Annotated in this window: 22 protein-coding genes and 1 pseudogene; 9 read left to right on the forward strand and 14 right to left on the reverse strand. The window is 59.0% G+C overall.

Translation table 11 applies throughout. The features are described from left to right. The 4 genes and pseudogenes from PKC81_RS12670 to PKC81_RS12685 all read right to left on the reverse strand — a co-directional run. Positions 1–86 (reverse strand): annotated as a pseudogene (locus tag PKC81_RS12670) (biopolymer transporter ExbD); the annotation flags it as partial. Between the two features lie 26 nt (positions 87–112). Continuing rightward, a complete protein-coding gene (locus PKC81_RS12675) occupies positions 113–658 on the reverse strand; it encodes a biopolymer transporter ExbD (RefSeq protein WP_324336652.1) in 546 nt (181 codons plus the stop codon). Positions 659–757: 99 nt separating this feature from the next. Beyond that, positions 758–1,525: a MotA/TolQ/ExbB proton channel family protein gene (locus PKC81_RS12680; RefSeq protein ID WP_324336654.1), complete on the reverse strand. Its 768-nt coding sequence runs from the start codon at positions 1,523–1,525 to the stop codon at positions 758–760. Between the two features lie 78 nt (positions 1,526–1,603). Further along, the gene (locus PKC81_RS12685; protein WP_324336658.1) at positions 1,604–2,266 is read right to left on the reverse strand and encodes an energy transducer TonB; all 663 of its coding nucleotides are present in this window, start codon (positions 2,264–2,266) and stop codon (positions 1,604–1,606) included. Positions 2,267–2,525: 259 nt separating this feature from the next. Between PKC81_RS12685 and PKC81_RS12690 the strand changes: the two genes are divergently transcribed. Next, a complete protein-coding gene (locus PKC81_RS12690) occupies positions 2,526–3,395 on the forward strand; it encodes a hypothetical protein (protein ID WP_324336660.1) in 870 nt (289 codons plus the stop codon). 3 nt (positions 3,396–3,398) lie between these two features. Here the strand turns inward: PKC81_RS12690 and PKC81_RS12695 are convergent, their stop codons facing one another. Genes PKC81_RS12695 through gluQRS form a run of 3 tightly spaced genes read right to left on the reverse strand, consistent with a single transcriptional unit; the run spans position 3,399 to position 5,182 of the window. Next, complete coding sequence (locus PKC81_RS12695; RefSeq protein WP_324336691.1) at positions 3,399–3,980, reverse strand: cob(I)yrinic acid a,c-diamide adenosyltransferase; 582 nt, start codon at positions 3,978–3,980, stop codon at positions 3,399–3,401. 10 nt (positions 3,981–3,990) lie between these two features. Further along, positions 3,991–4,221 (reverse strand): hypothetical protein, encoded by a 231-nt coding sequence (locus PKC81_RS12700; RefSeq protein WP_324336662.1) that lies wholly within the window; start codon positions 4,219–4,221, stop codon positions 3,991–3,993. A 55-nt stretch (positions 4,222–4,276) separates the two neighbouring features. Next, positions 4,277–5,182, reverse strand: a complete 906-nt coding sequence (gene gluQRS / locus PKC81_RS12705; RefSeq protein ID WP_324336663.1) for a tRNA glutamyl-Q(34) synthetase GluQRS — start codon at positions 5,180–5,182, stop codon at positions 4,277–4,279. A gap of 112 nt (positions 5,183–5,294) precedes the next feature. On the opposite strand from gluQRS, the gene PKC81_RS12710 reads away from it, so the two are divergent. Next, positions 5,295–5,879, forward strand: coding sequence for an HNH endonuclease (locus PKC81_RS12710; protein WP_298596726.1), 585 nt, complete (start codon positions 5,295–5,297; stop codon positions 5,877–5,879). A gap of 9 nt (positions 5,880–5,888) precedes the next feature. Here PKC81_RS12710 and PKC81_RS12715 read toward each other — a convergent pair whose 3' ends face one another. Next, complete coding sequence (locus PKC81_RS12715; RefSeq protein WP_324336667.1) at positions 5,889–6,389, reverse strand: hypothetical protein; 501 nt, start codon at positions 6,387–6,389, stop codon at positions 5,889–5,891. Positions 6,390–6,535: 146 nt separating this feature from the next. On the opposite strand from PKC81_RS12715, the gene PKC81_RS12720 reads away from it, so the two are divergent. From PKC81_RS12720 to PKC81_RS12730, 3 genes are all read left to right on the forward strand, one after another. Further along, positions 6,536–7,261, forward strand: a complete 726-nt coding sequence (locus PKC81_RS12720) for an SDR family NAD(P)-dependent oxidoreductase (protein ID WP_324336669.1) — start codon at positions 6,536–6,538, stop codon at positions 7,259–7,261. A 1-nt stretch (position 7,262) separates the two neighbouring features. Further along, complete coding sequence (locus PKC81_RS12725) at positions 7,263–8,768, forward strand: FAD-binding domain-containing protein (protein WP_324336671.1); 1,506 nt, start codon at positions 7,263–7,265, stop codon at positions 8,766–8,768. Positions 8,769–8,912: 144 nt separating this feature from the next. Next, positions 8,913–9,068, forward strand: a complete 156-nt coding sequence (locus tag PKC81_RS12730; RefSeq protein ID WP_324336673.1) for a DUF2256 domain-containing protein — start codon at positions 8,913–8,915, stop codon at positions 9,066–9,068. Here PKC81_RS12730 and PKC81_RS12735 read toward each other — a convergent pair. From PKC81_RS12735 to PKC81_RS12745, 3 genes are read right to left on the reverse strand one after another with little or no spacing between them, the layout of a single operon-like run. After that, entirely contained in the window at positions 9,065–10,387 is a 1,323-nt protein-coding gene (locus PKC81_RS12735) for an AarF/ABC1/UbiB kinase family protein (RefSeq protein WP_324336676.1), read from the reverse strand. The genes PKC81_RS12730 and PKC81_RS12735 overlap by 4 nt on opposite strands. Continuing rightward, the gene (locus tag PKC81_RS12740; RefSeq protein WP_324336678.1) at positions 10,384–10,737 is read right to left on the reverse strand and encodes a DUF393 domain-containing protein; all 354 of its coding nucleotides are present in this window, start codon (positions 10,735–10,737) and stop codon (positions 10,384–10,386) included. Before PKC81_RS12740 ends, PKC81_RS12735 begins: the two co-directional genes overlap by 4 nt. Continuing rightward, positions 10,734–12,275 carry a cryptochrome/photolyase family protein gene (locus tag PKC81_RS12745; protein ID WP_324336680.1) on the reverse strand — a complete coding sequence of 514 codons (1,542 nt, stop codon included), beginning with the start codon at positions 12,273–12,275 and terminating at the stop codon, positions 10,734–10,736. The genes PKC81_RS12740 and PKC81_RS12745 overlap by 4 nt, the downstream gene beginning before the upstream one ends. A gap of 89 nt (positions 12,276–12,364) precedes the next feature. On the opposite strand from PKC81_RS12745, the gene PKC81_RS12750 reads away from it, so the two are divergent. Further along, entirely contained in the window at positions 12,365–12,817 is a 453-nt protein-coding gene (locus PKC81_RS12750; RefSeq protein ID WP_324336682.1) for a DUF3429 domain-containing protein, read from the forward strand. 4 nt (positions 12,818–12,821) lie between these two features. Here PKC81_RS12750 and PKC81_RS12755 read toward each other — a convergent pair whose 3' ends face one another. After that, complete coding sequence (locus PKC81_RS12755; RefSeq protein WP_324336684.1) at positions 12,822–14,867, reverse strand: amidohydrolase family protein; 2,046 nt, start codon at positions 14,865–14,867, stop codon at positions 12,822–12,824. A 97-nt stretch (positions 14,868–14,964) separates the two neighbouring features. Then, positions 14,965–15,507 carry a (2Fe-2S)-binding protein gene (locus PKC81_RS12760; RefSeq protein WP_298596702.1) on the reverse strand — a complete coding sequence of 181 codons (543 nt, stop codon included), beginning with the start codon at positions 15,505–15,507 and terminating at the stop codon, positions 14,965–14,967. 250 nt (positions 15,508–15,757) lie between these two features. Here PKC81_RS12760 and rpsU point away from each other — a divergent pair, with 250 nt between their 5' ends. From rpsU to PKC81_RS12775, 3 genes are all read left to right on the forward strand, one after another. Beyond that, complete coding sequence (gene rpsU, locus PKC81_RS12765) at positions 15,758–15,964, forward strand: 30S ribosomal protein S21 (RefSeq protein ID WP_298596690.1); 207 nt, start codon at positions 15,758–15,760, stop codon at positions 15,962–15,964. A gap of 132 nt (positions 15,965–16,096) precedes the next feature. Then, a complete protein-coding gene (locus PKC81_RS12770) occupies positions 16,097–16,711 on the forward strand; it encodes an FKBP-type peptidyl-prolyl cis-trans isomerase (protein WP_324336687.1) in 615 nt (204 codons plus the stop codon). Positions 16,712–16,798: 87 nt separating this feature from the next. Then, on the forward strand, positions 16,799–17,722 hold the full coding sequence (locus PKC81_RS12775) for a hypothetical protein (RefSeq protein ID WP_324336689.1): 924 nt from the start codon (positions 16,799–16,801) through the stop codon (positions 17,720–17,722). Here PKC81_RS12775 and PKC81_RS12780 read toward each other — a convergent pair. Then, on the reverse strand, positions 17,719–18,612 hold the full coding sequence (locus PKC81_RS12780) for an EamA family transporter (protein ID WP_324336694.1): 894 nt from the start codon (positions 18,610–18,612) through the stop codon (positions 17,719–17,721). The genes PKC81_RS12775 and PKC81_RS12780 overlap by 4 nt on opposite strands. Positions 18,613–18,678: the final 66 nt, after the last annotated feature.

Below are 18,678 nucleotides of genomic sequence, written 5' to 3' on the forward strand. Positions count from 1 at the left end.
AGGAGAACGAGCATGACGTCGATCAACGGCGTCGTGTTCATTTCCATCATCGGCTGGCCATCATCCTTGCCACCACTCATTGCCATGATTTTTGCTCCTTATCGGATCCGGCTTACTTGGCCGAATCGAGTGGCGGGAAAGGCGACGAAATGAAGCCGACACGGGCAAAGCCTGCCATCTGCATCGAATAGATCGCACCACCAATGCAGCGGTAAGGCGTATTCACGTCACCGCGAATATGCGCCTCGGGCAGCATATCGGGGGTGATCGCGCCTGCTTTCGCAGCTTCTTCACCACCCAATGCGTCAAATTCACGCTTCAGATGCTTCGCCGCACGTTCGACCAATTCGGTCGAATCCACCGGAGTGACGTTCCAGTAAATACGGCATTCACCACCTGTATATGCACCCTGATAGGCATCGGAACCAGGCTCATTGCCGTTGGCGTCCGTTGTCGTAACCGAAAGCAAGACATTCTCACGCTTTGCCTTGGTCGGTTCAAACTGAACCACCGGCAGTTCCATTTTGACCGTCTGGATGGCCACAGGAATGGCGATCAGGAAGACGATCAGAAGCACCAGCATGACGTCCACAAGCGGCGTCGTGTTGATGTCTGACATTGGCGTGTCTTCGCCGCCGCCTCCACTACTTATTGCCATTTGCTATTCCTCTCTGACTGCTTGCGCAAAGGCCATATTCCAGGCTTGCGCATTCGAACAGGATGTAGGGCCGCCGCATAGGGCGGCCCGAACCCATTCTTACTTCTTGACAGCAGCGGCGGGAGCAGCAGCAGGCTTGGCAGCCGGAGCAGCCGAAACTGCGGGCTTAACCTTGCCGCCCGAAGTGATGTAACCGAGAACATCGTTCGAGAACGAAGCCAGGCTACGAGCGATCGACTTGTTGCGAGCCTGCAGCCAGTTATAGGCAAGCACCGCAGGAACCGCGACGAACAGACCGATGGCTGTCATGATCAGCGCTTCACCAACCGGACCGGCGATCTTGCCGATGTCGGCCTGACCCGCGATACCAATCTTGATGAGCGCCGAGTAGATGCCGATAACGGTACCGAGCAAACCCACGAACGGAGCGGTAGCGCCCACGGTCGCGAGGAAGGCAAGGCCACCCGACAGCTTGTTGTTGATCGCTTCTTCCGAACGCGACATCGCGCCATGCAGCCAGTCATGGGCTTCAACGGGATCGGTCAGCAGGCCATGCTGCTTCTGCGCCGAGATGCCGTCGTCGACGAGCTGGCGGAACGCGCTATTCTTGTCAAGCTTTGCAGCGCCTTCTTCAAGGCTGTTTGCACGCCAGAAACCGGCTTTAACCTGCTTCGCCTGGTTCAAAACCTTCTGCTGCTCGATCAGCTTGGTGAACATGATGTAGAACGAGAAAACGGACATGATCACCATCACGCTGAAGATAGCCCAGCTGATCGGGCCGCCTTCATTCAGTGCGGGGATGAGGCCGAATTTTTGTGCGGCAGCGGCTTCATTTGCAGCAGCTGCAGTGAGAATTGCAATCGACATTGGTACTTCCTCTCAAATTCAAAAATCTAAGGTCATGAAAATGCCCGGCGTTAGTGCTCCCCTTCGCCGGGCCAGAAATTACTTCGGTATCTGCCAGCGCACGCGGCTCGACCACGAACCCGTCGTGGGGTTACCATTGCTGTCCAGAGCCGGTTCAAAACGACCACGACGCTGGATATTCTTGCACGTCGCGTCGTCAAGGTCGGCATGGCCGCTTGAAGAGGTTACGGTGCAAGACTGGACACGACCATCAGGGCCAACCGATACGCGGAAGCCGGTGGTGCCTTCACGCTCCTGCTGGAGGGCGCGCGACGGATAGTCGTTGGTATTAGCCCAGTTGCCCGGATTGCCTTTCGGAATCGGGTTGGGGCGCTTGGCGACCGGCGGCGGTGGCGGCGGCGGAGCGGCAGGCGCAGGCGGAGCTGCAGTCGGCACGATCGGCGCGGCCGGTGGAGGTGTGTCCACAGTCCGTAAGGTCGGAGGAGGTGTAACCGTTGTCACGAGCGGCGGCGGCGAGACGACGGGCGGCTCGATCTGCTTTTCCGGCTCTGGCGGCGGTTCCTCTTCAGGTGGTTCTTCTTCCTTCACGTCGACGACGTTCAGCTTTGCCTTGACCTGTTGTACCGCCTCATAAGCAAGACCGGTAACCAACGCATAGCCAAGGAAAGCGTGAAGGAGCGCGACGATGATGATCGAGACCAGGCGGCTCGAACTCATTCCATCTTGATCAGCATATGCCATGCGGAAACTACTCTCCTACTTTCCCCAAAACGCGCGGACCGCTCGGCAAGCGTCACAAAACTAGAAGCCACCCAACTGGTCAGCGCTATTGAAATCTTTTTAATCGGCTGATTCCGCCATCGTCTTAGCGACGCCCAAAAGCGCAGGCAATCCGGATTCTGCGATTAATCCGCAATTCATCGGCCTTGCCCCAATCGATTAGCATGAATAGGAATGCAAATATTCCCTACACCCCCTCAATTTGCACAGGATTTCCAAGGTGAAGACAGGATTTACCATAAAATTGGCGGTCGGCCTTGGTCTGTTGCTGGGGACACCGGTAGTCCATGCCCAAACACTGGTGCAATCGACATTTGCTGTGCCTGCACAGGGTGCTGCCTATGCGGACATAGCCGATCTGGTAACCATCTCACCGCTGATTCTTGACGCGCAGATACGCAAGGTTACGTCGCTACCCGATATACAGGCCGTCGGCGTTCCAGCCAATATCCAGCGGGTATTGGTCGATGCAGATGTCACTTCGCTGATCCGCGGAACCGATGGTTTCGCTGCAAAAGCGCGCTTCCTGCTCGATGTGCCAAAGAACAACAAAGGCAAGATACCGAAACTGCAGAAGCGCCGCTATTTCCTGTTGGGAAGTAAAGTCAGTGGTTCGCCGGGTACCATAAAGCTGTCGAAGCCCGACGCCTTGGTCGAATGGAGCCCGGCGAATGATGTCACGCTGCGCGCGATAACAAGGGAGGCGGTGCAAATTGACGCGCCAGAGGCGGTAACCGGGGTATCAGGCGCATTTCACAGCCAGGGCACGGTTCTCGGTGAAGGTGAAACGCAGATATTCCTGCGTACGGCGAGCGGCCAGCCAATTTCGGTTTCGATTTTGAGCCGGCCTGGCCAGAGCAAACGCTGGGCAGTTTCAACCGGCGATGTAATCGATGAATCCGCGATCGCACCTGCGAAAGACACTTTATTATGGTATCGCCTCGCCTGCGGCCTGCCGCGCACACTGGATGCACGGCTGGTCGAAAGCAGCGAAGCGAAAGATATCGCATCGGCGCAGGCAGACTATCGATTTGTCATGGAGTCGCTGGGCCCATGTAGCCGCACACGGCCTTTGGCTGGGGCCCGATAAAGTTCAGCGCGAAGCGCCGGGTACCCATAAAATATCACCGCCACGGTCCCTGTTGATTAAGCGGCAGAGCACGAACAGATAGTCTGACAGGCGGTTCAGATAGGTCGTCGCCAGCGGGTTGATGGACTCGCCCGATGCGGCCGCAACAAGCGCGCGCTCGGCGCGACGTGTGACGGCACGGGCCAGATGCATCGCTGCCGCCGCAGCGCTGCCGCCTGGCAGGATGAAGCTGGTCAGCGGTTCCAACTGCGCATTGGCAGTGTCGATAGCCGCTTCCAGCCAATCGATCTGCGATTGTACGATCCGCAAGCTCATCTCGCCAGGTGTGAAATCCTCACCCGGGGTTGCTATGTCGGCTCCCAGATCGAACAGATCGTTCTGGATTCGTCGCAATCCGGCGACCAGTTCGGTGTCGCCACTGTCTCGCTCCAAGGCTCCAATCGCGATACCGAGTGTACTATTCGCTTCGTCAACCTCGCCAATGGCATGCATTCGTGCATCGGCCTTAGACCGACGCGAACCATCGACCAGCCCGGTTGAGCCGTCATCCCCGGTGCGGGTGTAAATCTTGTTCAGCTTGACCATATGGGCCGCATCAATTGGCGAAGGCGCCACCAATCACAATGATGGCAACCAGGGCAACCGCGATAGCCTGCCATTTGACTCGGGCAAACATCATCTGATTCTGCCGGGCCAGCCCACGCGGGACGCCGTTTTCGTCGACATCATTATGATCCATAGTGGCAAAGGCATGCAGCCCGCGTACAACCGCGAACACCACCATGCCCATCACGGCAAGCAAGGCTATAATCAGCAAAACGCCCATGGATATTTCCTTAAATGCGTGACACAGCCCTATAGCTGCATCGCTTGTCCGCCCTCTAGGCTGTCGAAACGCCAATTCCAAGCGGAAGCTTCCCTTGCCGCAATTGTTCGACAAGTTCGATACCGGATATCCCCTTGGCCCGTAATTCCGACAGCGGCTGGGACAATCTAGACTTGGCCAATTTGTTACCGTCCTCGTCGAGCAGCAACGGGTGATGCCAATAGGTAGGTTCCGGCAAGCCCAGCAGCACTTGCAGCAACCGGTGGATAGCGGTGTAGGCAAACAGATCCATTCCGCGCACGACATGGCTGATACCATCCGCCGCATCGTCAATCGTTGCCGCCAGATGATAGCTGGCGGGTGCATCCTTGCGCCAAAGCACGATGTCTCCAAACAACATAGGATCAGCCAATTGCTCTCCGGCTGCCAGATCGGTCCAGCTTAGTGGGCCGACACTTTCGGTCGCAGCTTGCATATCCAGCCGCCAGCAAAAATCGCCCGCCCTTTCGGTCCGCCCCTTGCAGCTACCCGGATAGACCGGCCCGTCAGGCCCGTGGCGCACGGGCTTGTGCTTCAATGCCTCGGCAATTTCGCTGCGCGTGCACCAGCAGCGATAGACCAGACCCATATCGTTCAAACGGTCGAGGGCGGCTTTGTAACCGGCAATGCGCTGCGACTGGAAAACCATCTCCCCGTCATGCTTTAGCCCCAGCCATTCCATATCCTCGATGATGCCATCTATATATTCCTGCCTGCTGCGGGTGCCGTCGATATCTTCGATGCGCAGAAGGAATTTCCCTCCAAAGGCGCGGGCAAAATCATGCGCGCACATTGCGGAAAAGGCATGGCCGACATGCAGTCGGCCATTGGGGCTGGGTGCAAAGCGGGTGGCCACAACCTGTTGCGGCGCAAATGGGATGCCTGCTATTTTACCCACAGAATTACCATATATGGTGTCCATTGCCCCCTTGACGTCAATTTATGCCGCCATAATCTGCCTTATGTCAAAATGCTGTAACTTCCTTGGGAGAGGGAAGAAACAGTGTTAAAAGCATGGGGAGAGGGTTCGAGGCATGTACCACGCCGGATCATTCCAAGCTGTAGAGCGGGCACGACATCCCGATAATTGTCCTGCACTCGTTTTGAACGCAGATTACACGCCGCTAAGCTATTATCCGTTGAGCCTCTGGCCCTGGCAAACCGCGATCAAGGCGGTGTTTCTGGAAAAGGTCGATATCGTCGCCAGCTATGAACGCCATGTACATAGCCCAAGCCGCGACATGCAGATCCCCTCGGTCATCGCGCTACGCCAATATGTGAAGCCCAGCGAATACCCCGCCTTCACCCGCTTCAACCTGTTCCTGCGTGACAAGTTCGAGTGCCAATATTGCGGCTGCACCGACAACCTGACCTTTGACCATATCGTCCCGCGCCGATTGGGCGGGCGGACAAGCTGGGAAAATGTTACCACCGCCTGCCTGCCGTGCAACCTGAAGAAAGGCGGTCGCACACCTGCGCAGGCACATATGCAGCTGCGCATGGCGGCGATCCGCCCGACCAGCTGGCAATTGCAGGATCGCGGCCGCGGCTTTCCACCCAATTATCTGCACGATAGCTGGCGCGACTGGCTTTATTGGGACATCGAACTGGAGGCCTGAACGGCAGGCTCAGCTGGCGTACATTCCGGTCGGCACTGCGCTGCACCGGAAATAGAGATGCGCATCCCAACTATCGACCGGTTTACCGTCGAACGATTCCATATCCCATTTCAATTTGCCTCGCACTAGAGACAGCTTGAATTTGGCCGTGCCGCTGTCCTGCCCTTCGGGTGATCCGTCTATCCCGACCGCAGCCGTTATTCGCCATGTCTGCTTGCCAAGCTTCTCGATACGCTTTGGCTGGTAAAAATTGCCCTCACCATATTCGGCATAGCTGTGCAGCATATTGGCACTAATCACTTCCGCGCCGACAAGCTGGGCATGCGCATCCTCACTATCCGCCTGCATCGCTGCCATATAGGCCTTGCACTGCCCGTGCCCTTCGCTGTCGTCCTTCATCCAGATACCTTGGACTGCATTGGGCAGGAGGGAGATTCTGGCAGCCGCAATCGGGCCTGCAAGCACACCGATAATCGCAAACGCAGTAGTAAAACGAGCGGCTTTTCGCATTGAAATAACTCACTTTCATTGGAACCGAACTGACTTAGCGCGCAAAATGCAGTAGATCCAATGCTAATCTGCACTGGTTGCGTTTGCTGCATCCACAGCGTTTCTCCCGAATTGCCGCGCGCAACGTCGTACGACATCTGCATCCGATGCACTCACCGTCCGCCTCAGGTCTGAATACCTGCATTTTCGGTGCACGTGGAGGTATCGGCGCCGCTTTTGTTCGCCAGTTGCAAGCCCAACCGGAAACAGCCTTTGTTCATGCAGGCGCGCGTTCGAATATCGATGGCGGCCCGAAAATTCGGCCTTTCGCTTTCGACCTGAACGATGAAGCGAGCATCGCTGAAGCGGCCGGCAGCGTCGGTTCTCCGGATCTGGCGATTGTTGCCACCGGGATGTTGCATTCGGCCGACATCCAGCCAGAAAAGAGCCTGAAAATGCAAACGCCGGAAGCTTATACGGCGGCCTTTGCAGCCAATGCAATCGGCCCCGCGCTGATCGGAAAGCATCTGCTACCCCGCCTGCCTAAAGATCGGCGCAGCGTCTTTGCGGTCCTTTCTGCCCGTGTCGGTTCAATCTCAGATAACCGGCTGGGCGGTTGGCATGCTTATCGGGCATCCAAAGCGGCGCTCAATATGATCGTGCGCAACTTCGCTATCGAAATGGCGCGCACCCATCCTAAGGCGATCATCGTCGCGCTGCACCCGGGCACCGTCGACACTGAACTGTCGCAGCCGTTCCAGCGCGGCGTGCCCGAACAGAAACTGTTCACGCCCGACTATGCGGCGGCCCGGATGCTCGATGTACTCGCCCGACTGAAGCCCGAAGACAGTGGCCAGCTGTTTGCCTGGGATGGCGAGAGGATTCCCTTTTAAGATGCTGCAAGTCGTCTGGTTCAAACGCGATTTGCGGCTGGAGGATCATGCGGCCTTGTGTGCGGCGGCGATCCGTGACCGCATCTTGCCAATCGTCATCATCGAACCGGACTATTGGCGACAGCCCGATGTTTCCGCACGGCAATGGAATTTCTGGCGGGCCTGCATCGCCGATCTGGATAATGCCATAGCTGAAAAAGGCGGGCAGCTTTGCATCCGGGTGGGAGACGCGGTGAGAGTGCTGTCTGCAATCAAGGCCGAACACGGCCCCTTCGTGCTGCGTGCGCATGAGGAAACCGGCAATGAATGGACCTTTGATCGCGACAAGGCTGTGCGCCGCTGGTGCAAGGCAGAGGGCATTGCATTCGAGGAAAGCCGCCAGTTCGGCGTTTGGCGCGGGCGCAGAGTCAACCGTGATCGCTGGGCGCAGGCGTGGGAGCGGATGATGGCGATGCCTGCCCAACCGGTTCCTCCATTGTTGATGTGGGAGCGGAGCGTGACCGATAATCTGCCGGACGCAGCAGAACTGGGCCTGAAAGAAGACGGCTTGCAAGTGGTTCCCCTGGCTGGCCGTGCGCAAGCCCTGGCCACGCTGCACAGCTTCCTACACGAACGCGGCGAGCATTATACAAGCGAAATGTCATCCCCGCTCAGTGGGGAAAGAGCCTGCTCCCGCCTTTCCTGGCATCTGGCCTATGGCTCGCTTTCGGTTCGCGAGGCCTATCAGGCGGCGCAGGCGCGATACCGCGAACTGCCGCCCTCGGAAAAGGCGTGGCGGCAATCGCTGCGCAGCTTCATCGCGCGGCTGCACTGGCATTGCCATTTCATCCAGAAGCTGGAGAGCGAACACGAAGTCGAATATCGCCCGATGGCGAGGATTTACGAAGGATTGCGCCCCCGCCCCGCCGATTCCGTGAAGCTCGCAGCATGGACCGACGGCCGCACCGGCTATCCCTTCATCGACGCCGTAATGCGCTATCTGAACGCCACCGGCTGGATCAACTTCCGCATGCGCGCGATGCTGATGAGCTTTGCGAGCTATGACCTATGGCTGCCTTGGCAGGAGAGCGGCACGGCGCTCGCCCGCAAGTTCATCGATTACGAACCCGGCATCCATTGGCCGCAATGCCAGATGCAGGCGGGCGAGACGGGCATCAACACCATCCGCATCTATTCCCCGGTGAAGCAGGGCTATGACCAAGACCCGGCAGGTGTCTTCATCCGCCGTTGGGTTCCCGAACTCGCCAATGTGCCCGATACCTGGCTGCACGAACCATGGAAGCTTGCGGCGGACGATAGGGTGCGGCTCTGCCCCGACTATCCAGATCGCATTGTAGACCATGCGGCTGCGGCCAAGTCTGCCAAGGACGCAATCTATGCGCTGCGCCGCAAACCCGAGGCTCGCGCCGAGGCCAAGGCCGTCGTCCACAAACATGGCAGCCGCAAACGCTCCGCCGATAGGAAGCGTGCAGGCGTCAAGGCAGAGCAAATGGTCCTGGATTTGTAGAGGGTGAAAATGCACTTGAACTTTCACCGCAGTGCTGAGCCTGTCGAAGCACGCTTCTCCGTCAGACGCGGCGGCGTAAACTTGTATGCGCCCTTCGACAGGCTCAGGGCTACGGTTTCGTGTCCAAGGCAGGCACTCTGACCCATGCCCAAAATGCGCAAGAAATCCGACCTGCCGACCAAGACCTGCGCGGCCTGCGGCCTGCCCTTCACATGGCGCAAGAAATGGGCGCGTGATTGGGAAAATGTGCGTTACTGTTCCGACCGGTGCCGGTCAGGAAAGACGCACGCACCCCGCTAGTCGCCCGCGCCCACCCTGCGGGCAACCATTTCAAGCAACGGCAATCGGGCCTGCATCCGGATTGCCAGCAAGGCCGTACCGCTGACCTTCCTTTGCACAAACAGCGTGTCGGCGGGCGGGACATGCCATGCCGCCTTGTCGGCGATGATCGTTTCGGCATGGCGGCGCACGTGATCGACAAAGCTACGGTCGGCAAAGTCGAACAGCCCCGGCCTGCCCAGATGAGTCATCAATATGTCGATCATCCCGTCGAGCGCGGGCCGGTATCGTTGCAACGTGTCGAGGGAAACAAAGCCGATTTCGATCAGAGCATCGCGCAAGGCTTCATGATCCTGTGCCAATCCTGCAAGCATCAACCGCCGATAGGATGCGACCGTCTTTTCCGGTACCGCCCGCGCCGCTCCGAAATCGAGCAGGACAATCCGCCCGCCATCAGGCTGCCAGCGATAATTGGCGAAATTGGGATCGGTCTGCATGAAACCGAATTCGAACAATTCGCGCAGCACCAGATCGAGCAAGGCGGCCATTATACGGTCGCGCACGTCTTGCGGAGCAGCATCGAGCGTTTCGATTGACTGGCCGGCAATGAAATCCATCGCCAGCACCCGTTTTCCGGAGAGTTCCGGATATGGCGCCGGAACGATGAAATCGGATTCCCCGTCGAGCAATTGCCGATAGCGCTGCATCTGCTGCGCCTCGCGGATATAATCGGCTTCCTCGTGCAATTGCCGTTTAGCTTCGATCAACAGCGGCGCGATATCAAGCGTCGAGGGCAGCAGGTTCGACATGCGCAGCAGACTCGCCACATTATCGACATCGGCAACGATGCTGTCGGCCACACCCGGATACTGTACCTTGATCGCGAGCAATGTGCCGTCGGGAAGCGTGGCTCGGTGGACCTGCCCTATCGAGGCTGCCGCGATCGGCCTCGCCTCGAAATGCGCGAACTTGCGCCGCCAGTCTGCACCCCATTCGGCAATCAGCACCTTGTTGAGCTGGGCGGGCGGCATGAAATGGGCGGCATCGCGTAAACGCGCGAGGATCGCGGTCAGTTCGGCTGGCAGCACATCACCCGCATCCATCGAGATCATCTGCCCCAGCTTCATGGCTGCCCCGCGCAGCCGAGAAAGCTGTTCGGTTACGCGTACCGCATTGGCCGGGGTCAGCAAAAGGTCTGACAGGCGCGGGCGCTCGCCGCTTGCAAGTTTACGGGCCCCTTCGGCCAGTACGCCGCCTGCAATGCCGCCGGCCAATTGACCAAAAGAGGCCAGACGTGACAGCCGCGCCGACGGCACTTTGCGATAGCGCGGATCGCTCATGCCAACCACCTTTGCAGGCGCGGGCGTACACGCAGGAAATGCAGATACCCCCATTCAAGCAGCCGCAGCACACCCGGCACCCGCGCCATCAGCCCCAGCGGTCGCAGCACAGGTATGACGCGCCACATGGCGGCGAAAGCCGCAGCTCCGGACAAAAGCTTACCATTCTCCATCGCATGGAAGCGGGCAAGCATGTCTGCGCGGTCCAGTGGACAGCTTGTGGCCTGATCGGTCGCATCGACAAAGTTGATCCGGTGCGCGCGATCCAGTCGGCGCATCAGCCCAATCTCTTTCCGGCAAAGAGGGCAGCCGCTGTCAAACCAGACCGTAATCTTTTGTGCTGCACTCATAGAGGCTCCTGATTACGGGTTTCGATAGACAATAGGAAGCGGGACGAATCCGTTTCGATCTCGGCTTTGCGGGCGTCGCTGAAACGGTCGTACGTTCGCACCATCTGCGCCATGCGTGGATTGCGCTTCAGCCGGCCATGGTGGCGCGCGATAAAATCCCAGTAAAGATAGTTGAACGGGCAGGCCTTTGGCCCTGCCTTCGCCTTCACATCATAGGCGCAACCGCGGCAATAATCGGACATCCGGTCGATATAGGCTCCGCTCGCCACATAGGGCTTGGAGGCGAGCAGGCCGCCATCGGCAAACTGGCTCATCCCGACCGTATTCGGGGCCTCCACCCATTCATAGGCATCGGCGTAGACCGCCAGATACCACTCGTGCAGTTCGTGCGGATCGATACCGGCGAGCAACGCGAAATTGCCGGTGACCATCAGCCGCTGGATATGGTGCGCATAGGCCTCGTCCCGCGTCTGTTCGACGCACGCCTTCACGCAGGCCATTTCGGTATCTGCGCTCCAGTAAAAGTCAGGGAGCGGCCGTGTGGCTTGCAGTGCGTTGCGGCGGACATAATCCGGCCCTTCGCGCCAATAGATGCCGCGCACATATTCGCGCCAGCCGATAATCTGGCGGATGAAACCCTCGGCAGCGTTCAGCGGGGCGCGGCCCGCGCGATATTCGGCCTCGACCGCGCGGCACATTTCAAGCGGGTCGAGCAGGCCGCAATTGAGATAGAGCGACACCACAGCGTGATAGAGGAATTTCTCCCCCGCCAGCATCGCATCCTGATAATCGCCAAAACGCGGCAAAGCGGTCTTGAGGAAATGGGCAAAGGCCGCCTCGGCATCGGCGCGGGTGGCGGCAAACCAGAGAGGTTCGAGCGTGCCGAAATGGGTGGCAAAGCGCGCCCGGACCATATCAAGCACCTCGCGGGTTATTTCATCTGGCGCAAAGCGCAAAGGCTGCGGCATCAGGAGGTCGCGCGCCGCGGCTTTGCGATTGTCATGGTCGAAATTCCACTGCCCGCCAGCAGGCTTGTCGCCATCCATCAGCAGCCCGGTCTTGCGCCGCATCTCACGATAGAAATATTCCATGCGCAGCGCCTTGCGGCCCTCGGCCCAGTTTTCAAATTCGGCATGGCTGGCGATGAAGCGGTCATCAGGCAGGATTTCGAGGTCGAGCGCGGTATCCAGCGCTTGCAGATCGTGGAGCACGCGCCATTCACCCGGTTCGGTCACACGGAATTGGGATACGCCATGCCGGTCGGCTGCGCGCAGAACTTCGCCTGACAATGAGCCGCTGTTCGCGGTATCATCCAGCCGGACATAATCGACCGTCCAACCTGCGCTGCGCAATTCCTCCGCGAAATGGCGCATCGCTGAAAACAGAAAGGCGATCTTCTTTTTGTGGTGGCGCACATAGCCAGCTTCGTCCGCAACCTCGGTGATTAGAATCACCGTTTCGACCAGATCCGCATCGCGCAGTGCGGAAATGCCCGGGGAAAGTTGGTCACCCAAAATCAGGACGAGCGTCTTGGCCATGGCCCGCGCCTAGCGCTTCGCCAAAGCAGCGGCACTACAGGCATAAGGTCGTGTTGGGTACCTAGCAGCGGAAAGCTATTGCGGGCAGCATGACAGAAACCGCCCCGCCCCTTCCCGCTTCGGCCAAATGGCTCGGCTATGCCGGCCTGCTGCCGCAAGTCATCGCTGTCGCCATGATCCTTTACGATCCGACCCTCGAATGGATCGCACTCGCGGGTGGTTATGGCTATGCAGCCTTTATCTTCAGCTTCCTCGGCGGTGTCTGGTGGGGGTTGGCGCTCAACACCGCCAACCCGCCAGGCTGGCTGTATCCGGTTGCTGTCGCGCCCAGCCTGATCGCACTCGCATCCTACCTGCCCTGGATTTGGGGGCTCGAATGGCCCGAACCTTCACTCAACATTTTGGCAGTCTGCCTGCTGCTGTCACCGATGGTCGATTCCGCGCTCGGAAGGCACATCCCCTTGCCCGCAGGCTGGATGCGCCTTCGCGTTCATCTTTCCACCGGTTTGGGACTGCTGACTATGGTGCTCGCGATTGCGTGAGCGCTTAGCGGGGTGGCCCTGAAAAACCGGCCGCCTCGCGCAACTCATCGGCATTCATCAGGGCGCCGTCGCTCATCACCCATTTGGTCCGCCGCACAGCCGAAATATCCTTCGATGGATCACCTTCGACCAGAACCAGATCGGCCTCCTTGCCCACGGTAATTGACCCCGTGGCTGTGTCGGCCCCCACCATCCGCGCAGGCACGATGGTTGCGGTCTGCAGCGCTTCCCCCGGCGTCAGGCCGGCACGGACATAGAGTTCCAGTTCGCGGGCCAGTTCCAGTCCGCCACCATCGGTTCCGGCAACGATCGGCACACCCGCTCTATACAGCTTGCTGACCAAGGCTTCCATTTTGGCAAAGCTCGCGCGCCAGTCTGCCCGCGTCACCCCTTCGGGCGGCTGAAAACCACCGACCCGGAAATAGCGTTCGGTGGTCGCAGGAAGGGTGCCCTGGAATGCGGCATAAGCCTCCTGCAACTCCCCATTTTCCGGAACATACATTCCTTCAAAGGTCACCAAAGTCGGATCGACCACGGTCTTTTTTGCAACCATCTTGGCGATCAGCGATTTCATCGGTTCGGCGTCGAGATCGACATCCTTGGCATATTGGCCGGGGCCGTTGAAGCGGGCGATGCCGTTGCTGACATCGACAACCGAATCGGGCATCGCCTCCATCATCACCATGTTGATGTGGGTCACCTCATCATAGCCCGCATCGATCGCCTGCGACGGGCGCAGTTTGGCCGGGATATGGCCATGGACATGCAGCCCCAGCTTTTTTGCTTCAGCGACCCCCGCCAGCAACGGCTCCTTCTGCATCGAGGTGTAGAATTTCACCCCGACAAAGCCCTTTTCCTTTGCCTGCCGCACGGCGGCGATTGCCTGTTCCGGTGTATCTGCCGTTACCGCCATTTGCGCAGCAAGCGGGCCGGAACCATCGATCAGCATCGACGAATAAATGGCTGGAAAGAGCAATTCCCCGCGCTTGATCCGCCCTGCCCGTTCAACCGTCGAAGCAACATCGCCGCCCGGATTGCGGGCGGAGGTTTCGCCCATCGACAGCAGCATCAGCCCCTGACGGTCACTGCCGACATGCATATGCGCATCCCAAAGACCGGGGAGCAGCGTTTTGCCCCTGCCGTCGATGGTCTTCGCCATGCGCGGAACGCCGATTTTTGTTGCGTCGCCGACCGCCTTGATCCGGCCCTTATCGACCAGCACGGTCTGGCCATCGACGAATTTGCCGGAAAGACTGTCGAACAGGCGGACATCGGTGAAGGCGACCGGAATCGGAGAAACCTTGCCGAAGCGTTCGACCATGGCCGGGTTTTCCGCTGCCAAGGCATCATCCTGCGCCTTGGTGATTTTCTGCATATCACCGGCATAGGCCTTGGGTAGCAGGCCCAGCCACTGCACCGTTCCGAAAAACTTGCCCTGTTCATCCAGCAGCACCAATGCCGGATCCAGTGACACGCCGTCTATCCGCCACGACGAAATGGTCTTCGCAGTCGGGCCGCTGCCCACCGGAATATCGACCAGCTTCGACAGCCGCAACTCGCCCGAGGGCAGCAATTTCAATTTGCGCCCGGGCGCCTTGTGCAGCGCCTCGGCGAAATATTTGAGGTCGGACATTGTCCCGCCCAGCGGCAAATAAAGTGCAGTGCCGTCATATTGGGCTGAACCGCTATCGATCGGCGATTTCCAGACGGCCTTGCCATCGGCAATTTCGAACGTCTCGGCAACATCGCCCGACGGATTTACCCCGCGCAGGACGATTTTTTCGGGCAAGCCATTGGAGCCAAGCTTGATGACTTCATCGGCTTCTGTGACCATACCGCGCAACAGGAAACTGATGCGCGAAGCAATCTGGCCGTCGGGCTGGGTCCAGATCGACGCGATTCCATGTTCACCTCCCGAAGAAACGATAGCGAAACTCTCTGCATTGTCTGGTGGCGACAGCAATTGCTCCTTCGGAACTTGCGCCGCCAATGGCGTGCTGCACAGCAGCGAGGCGATCAAAACAGAGCGGAACTTACGGGCAAGCGTCATTCTTTCCTCCCAAGGACAGTTTTCGACGCGACCCATTATTTGGTGCTCACTGCCTATGCGAGGGCCGGCGAAAGGAAAAGCCCTTTATTGAAGCGAGTTAGTCTTTCTTCACCCGCAACGCAGGGACCGCTGCGGCTGCGTCTTCCGGCGTGATGCCCGGCGGCGGGGCAACCGAGAGCCTGGCCTCGCCGCGCATAACCCGCGCTGCGCGCTGTATGGCGTCGCGCACCCGGGGATAGACGCCGCAACGGCAAATATTGGTGATCGCCGCGTCAATATCCGCGTCAGTCGGGCTGGCATTTTTCTTGAGCAGGATCGAAGCCGCCATGATCATACCTGGTGTACAGAAACCGCATTGCACCGCGCCGGCCGCAACAAACGCCTGCTGCACCGGATGGCTGCGATCAACCGACAGTTTCTCGATTGTGGTCACGAACCGGCCCTCGGCCTCTGCCAGCGTCACGAGGCAGGATCGCAATGCCTCTCCATCGATATCGACAATGCAGGCCCCACAATCGCCCTGCCCGCAGCCGAATTTGGTTCCGGTCAGGTTCGAGGCATCGCGCAGCGCCCATAGCAACGGCGTCTGCGGGTCCATCCGATATTCGACCGGCCGGTCATTGACGGTAAGTTTGGTCATCGAATGCGCTCGCTAAACCAGCTTTGCAAACAGGTCCAGCCGCATTAGACAGCGGACCAGTGGCTGGTTAAACCGTGCGCAACCCGCAGGAAAACGGCATTTCCTCTTGTCATCGCAGACCTTCGGGTATAAAGGCCCGCTCGGTTCGCCGCCTTCGATGCGCGGCGATTTTCGTTTTTGCAGTCTTTCTGCGGGTTTTCGGCCCGCTAACCGATTCGATTGCGCAAAGAGTTCGGAGTGTGGATTTTTTATGCAGATTATCGTTCGCGAAAATAATGTGGACCAGGCGCTGCGTGCCCTGAAGAAGAAATTGCAGCGCGAAGGCGTCTATCGCGAAATGAAGATGCGTCGTCATTACGAAAAGCCGTCGGAAAAGCGCGCCCGCGAAAAGGCCGCTGCTATCCGTCGTGCCCGCAAAATGGAACGCAAAGCTGCAGAGCGCGACGGCAACAAATAATTGCTGTCGCCAAACGGCAAAAAACAGGGCGCCCCTCCGGGCGCTCTTTTTTTTGTCTGTAAAGCCGCTAAGAGGGCGCTGAACTGACTAGAGCAGCGCCAGCCCGCTCCCGAATGAAATAAGGAAACAACCATGTCCGTCACCACCGTACCCATCCAGCCGATCAAAAAGGGTTCCATCCCCAAATTCTGGGCAGGAATTGCCGTTGTTGCGCTGGCTGGCGCAGGGCTGGCCTGGTGGGGCACGGGTGACATCCGCAGCAAATATGCAACCGATGTTCAATATCTGGCCGACAACGCCGATGAAGAAGGCGTAACCGTCACCAAGTCCGGCCTGCAGATAAAGACGATCCAGAGCGGCGAAGGCAAACCGCCGACCGACAATGATGTCGCCATGATTTCGATCACGGGCACGCTCCGCGACGGCAAGGTTTTTCAGGAACCTGCTTCCGGTCCCTTCCCCGTTTCGGGTGGCATCCCCGGTTTCACCGAAGCTCTCAAGCTGATGCAAAAGGGCGGCAAGTATAAAATCTGGATCCCGAGCGAGATTGGCTATGGCCCCAATGACGTTCCCGACCAGAAAACCGGCGAAGTCGCCATTCCCGGTGGAAGTGTGTTGATTTTCGACGTTGAGCTGCAGGATTTCTTGCCGCGCGAACAGTTTGAAGCCGCAATGCAGCAACAGCAGGAACAGATGCAAAAGGCTGCTGGAGCGGCAGGTGCGGGGGCACCGCCACCGCAAAACTGATCCGGTTGCCGGGGTAACACCCGGTTAACCGCTTTGCGCTATGACTTTCGGCCTATTGCCCGTTCGCGGGAGGCGAGAGGAAGAGCGATGACTTTCCAGTTCGAACAATTTTCGGCTGCTGTGCGTGCAGGCGGCAACATCACTGCCTTGGATACACAGGCGTTGCGCCATTGGGCGTGGGCCGACGGCATGCTGTCGCAACGCGATGCGCAGGCCCTGTTCGAGCTGAATGCCCATGCCGGGTCCAAAGATCCGGAATGGATCGCTTTCTTTACCGAAGCCGTGTGCGATTTCGTGATCGATGGCAGCGAGCCGAAAGGCTATGTCAGCGAAAAAGACGCACTGTGGGTTATCGAAGAAATTGACAAGGACGGACGCGTTGAAAGTGCCGGCGAACTGGAACTGCTGGTCAAACTGGCGGAAAAGGCGGTCGACCTGCCCAATGTCCTGAAATTCTACGCGCTTGACCAGATCGAACGCATCATCATCTCCGGCGAAGGCCCGACCCGCAACGGCGATGCGCTGCGAAACACAGTAACCGCCGCCGAGGCCAATCTGCTGCGTCGTCTGATCTTTGCCTGTGGCAGTCACGGCCCCGCCATCGTCAGCCGTGAAGAGGCCGACATGCTGTTCCGCATCAAGGATGCCTGCCTTGAAAGCAACAATGCCCCCGAATGGGAAAAGCTGTTCGTACAGGGCGTTGCCAATCACCTGCAGGGCTTCTCTGCCTACACCCCGCTGACCCGTGAGCGCGCAACCCAACTCGAAAGCTTCATGCGCAGCAGTTCGCCGAGCATCGGGCGCTTCTTCAAACGCATGGGCGATCTGGACCTGAGCGCGGGATTTGCGGAGATTTTCCGCCCTGCCGAAGCCGCGCGTGATCTCGATTCCGAAGCCGAGGAAGCCGAGGCGATTAGCTTGCCTGAAAAAGGCTGGCTGGATCATGAAATAGCAAAGCGCGCCGGTGTCGACCGCTATGAGCAGGCCCTGCTGGACTTCGTTGCCAGCTAAAGCCCGCCGACCAGCGCCAGAACGACGCCAGCGCCGACAAGCAACAGACCCAGCGCCTCCCCGGGCTTGCGCGCCTCGCGCAAGTAGAAGCGGCTAAAACCAAGCGTCAGGATCACTTCGACCTGCCCTACCGCGCGCACCAGTGCGACCGGTGCCGTCGCAAAGCCGGTGAACCAACAGGCCGAGCCGAGCGCCGCCAATACCCCCACCTGCCCCGATGTGCGCCAGGTCGCAAAAACGCGCGGCAATTGCTCACGCTCGCGCCAGACGACATAGCCACCCTGCATCAACGTCTGCCACGCCTGCACCACCACCAGCGCCACCAGCGCGGCAAGCAGCTTGTCCGCAGTCGCCAGTTCAAGCGACGCCGACTTGACGAAAATCGAGGTCATGGTGAAACCCAGCCCCGCGCCGAGCCCGCACAGCGCGGCCGGCTGGACAATATCGGGCACGCGCAATCTTTGCCCGCCCGCCGCAACGATCATCACGCCCGCGACACCCACCGCAATCCCGCCGATAGTCAGCCAGCTCAACGTCTCCCCCAGCAGCAGGAATGCGAGCAACGCGCCCTGCATCGCCTCGGTCTTGGCAAAAGCCGTGCCCGCGACATAGTTGCGATAGCCGAAAGCCATCAGCAACAGGTTGGTACCGATGATCTGCGCAAATCCGGCTGCGGCGCAATAAGCGACGAAGGGCGTATGGAGGGCAGGAAACTCGCTACCCTTCCACCCGAGATACAGCGTCAGCAACACTATTCCCACCGGCAAGCCATAGAGATAGCGCACCAGACCCGCCGCATTCACCGAAAGCTCCGCCCGCACCCGCTGCTGCACCGCGGTGCGCCACGCCTGGAACAGGGCAGCAAGGAGGGTCGCAGGGAGCCAGATCATAGGGTGGCGAAAAAAAAGATCGTCGCCACCGCCATAACGGCGGTAGGAAACCCGCCCGGAATCGTC

The organism is Sphingorhabdus sp., from assembly GCF_035329025.1.
Classification (GTDB): Bacteria; Pseudomonadota; Alphaproteobacteria; order Sphingomonadales; family Sphingomonadaceae; genus Sphingorhabdus_B.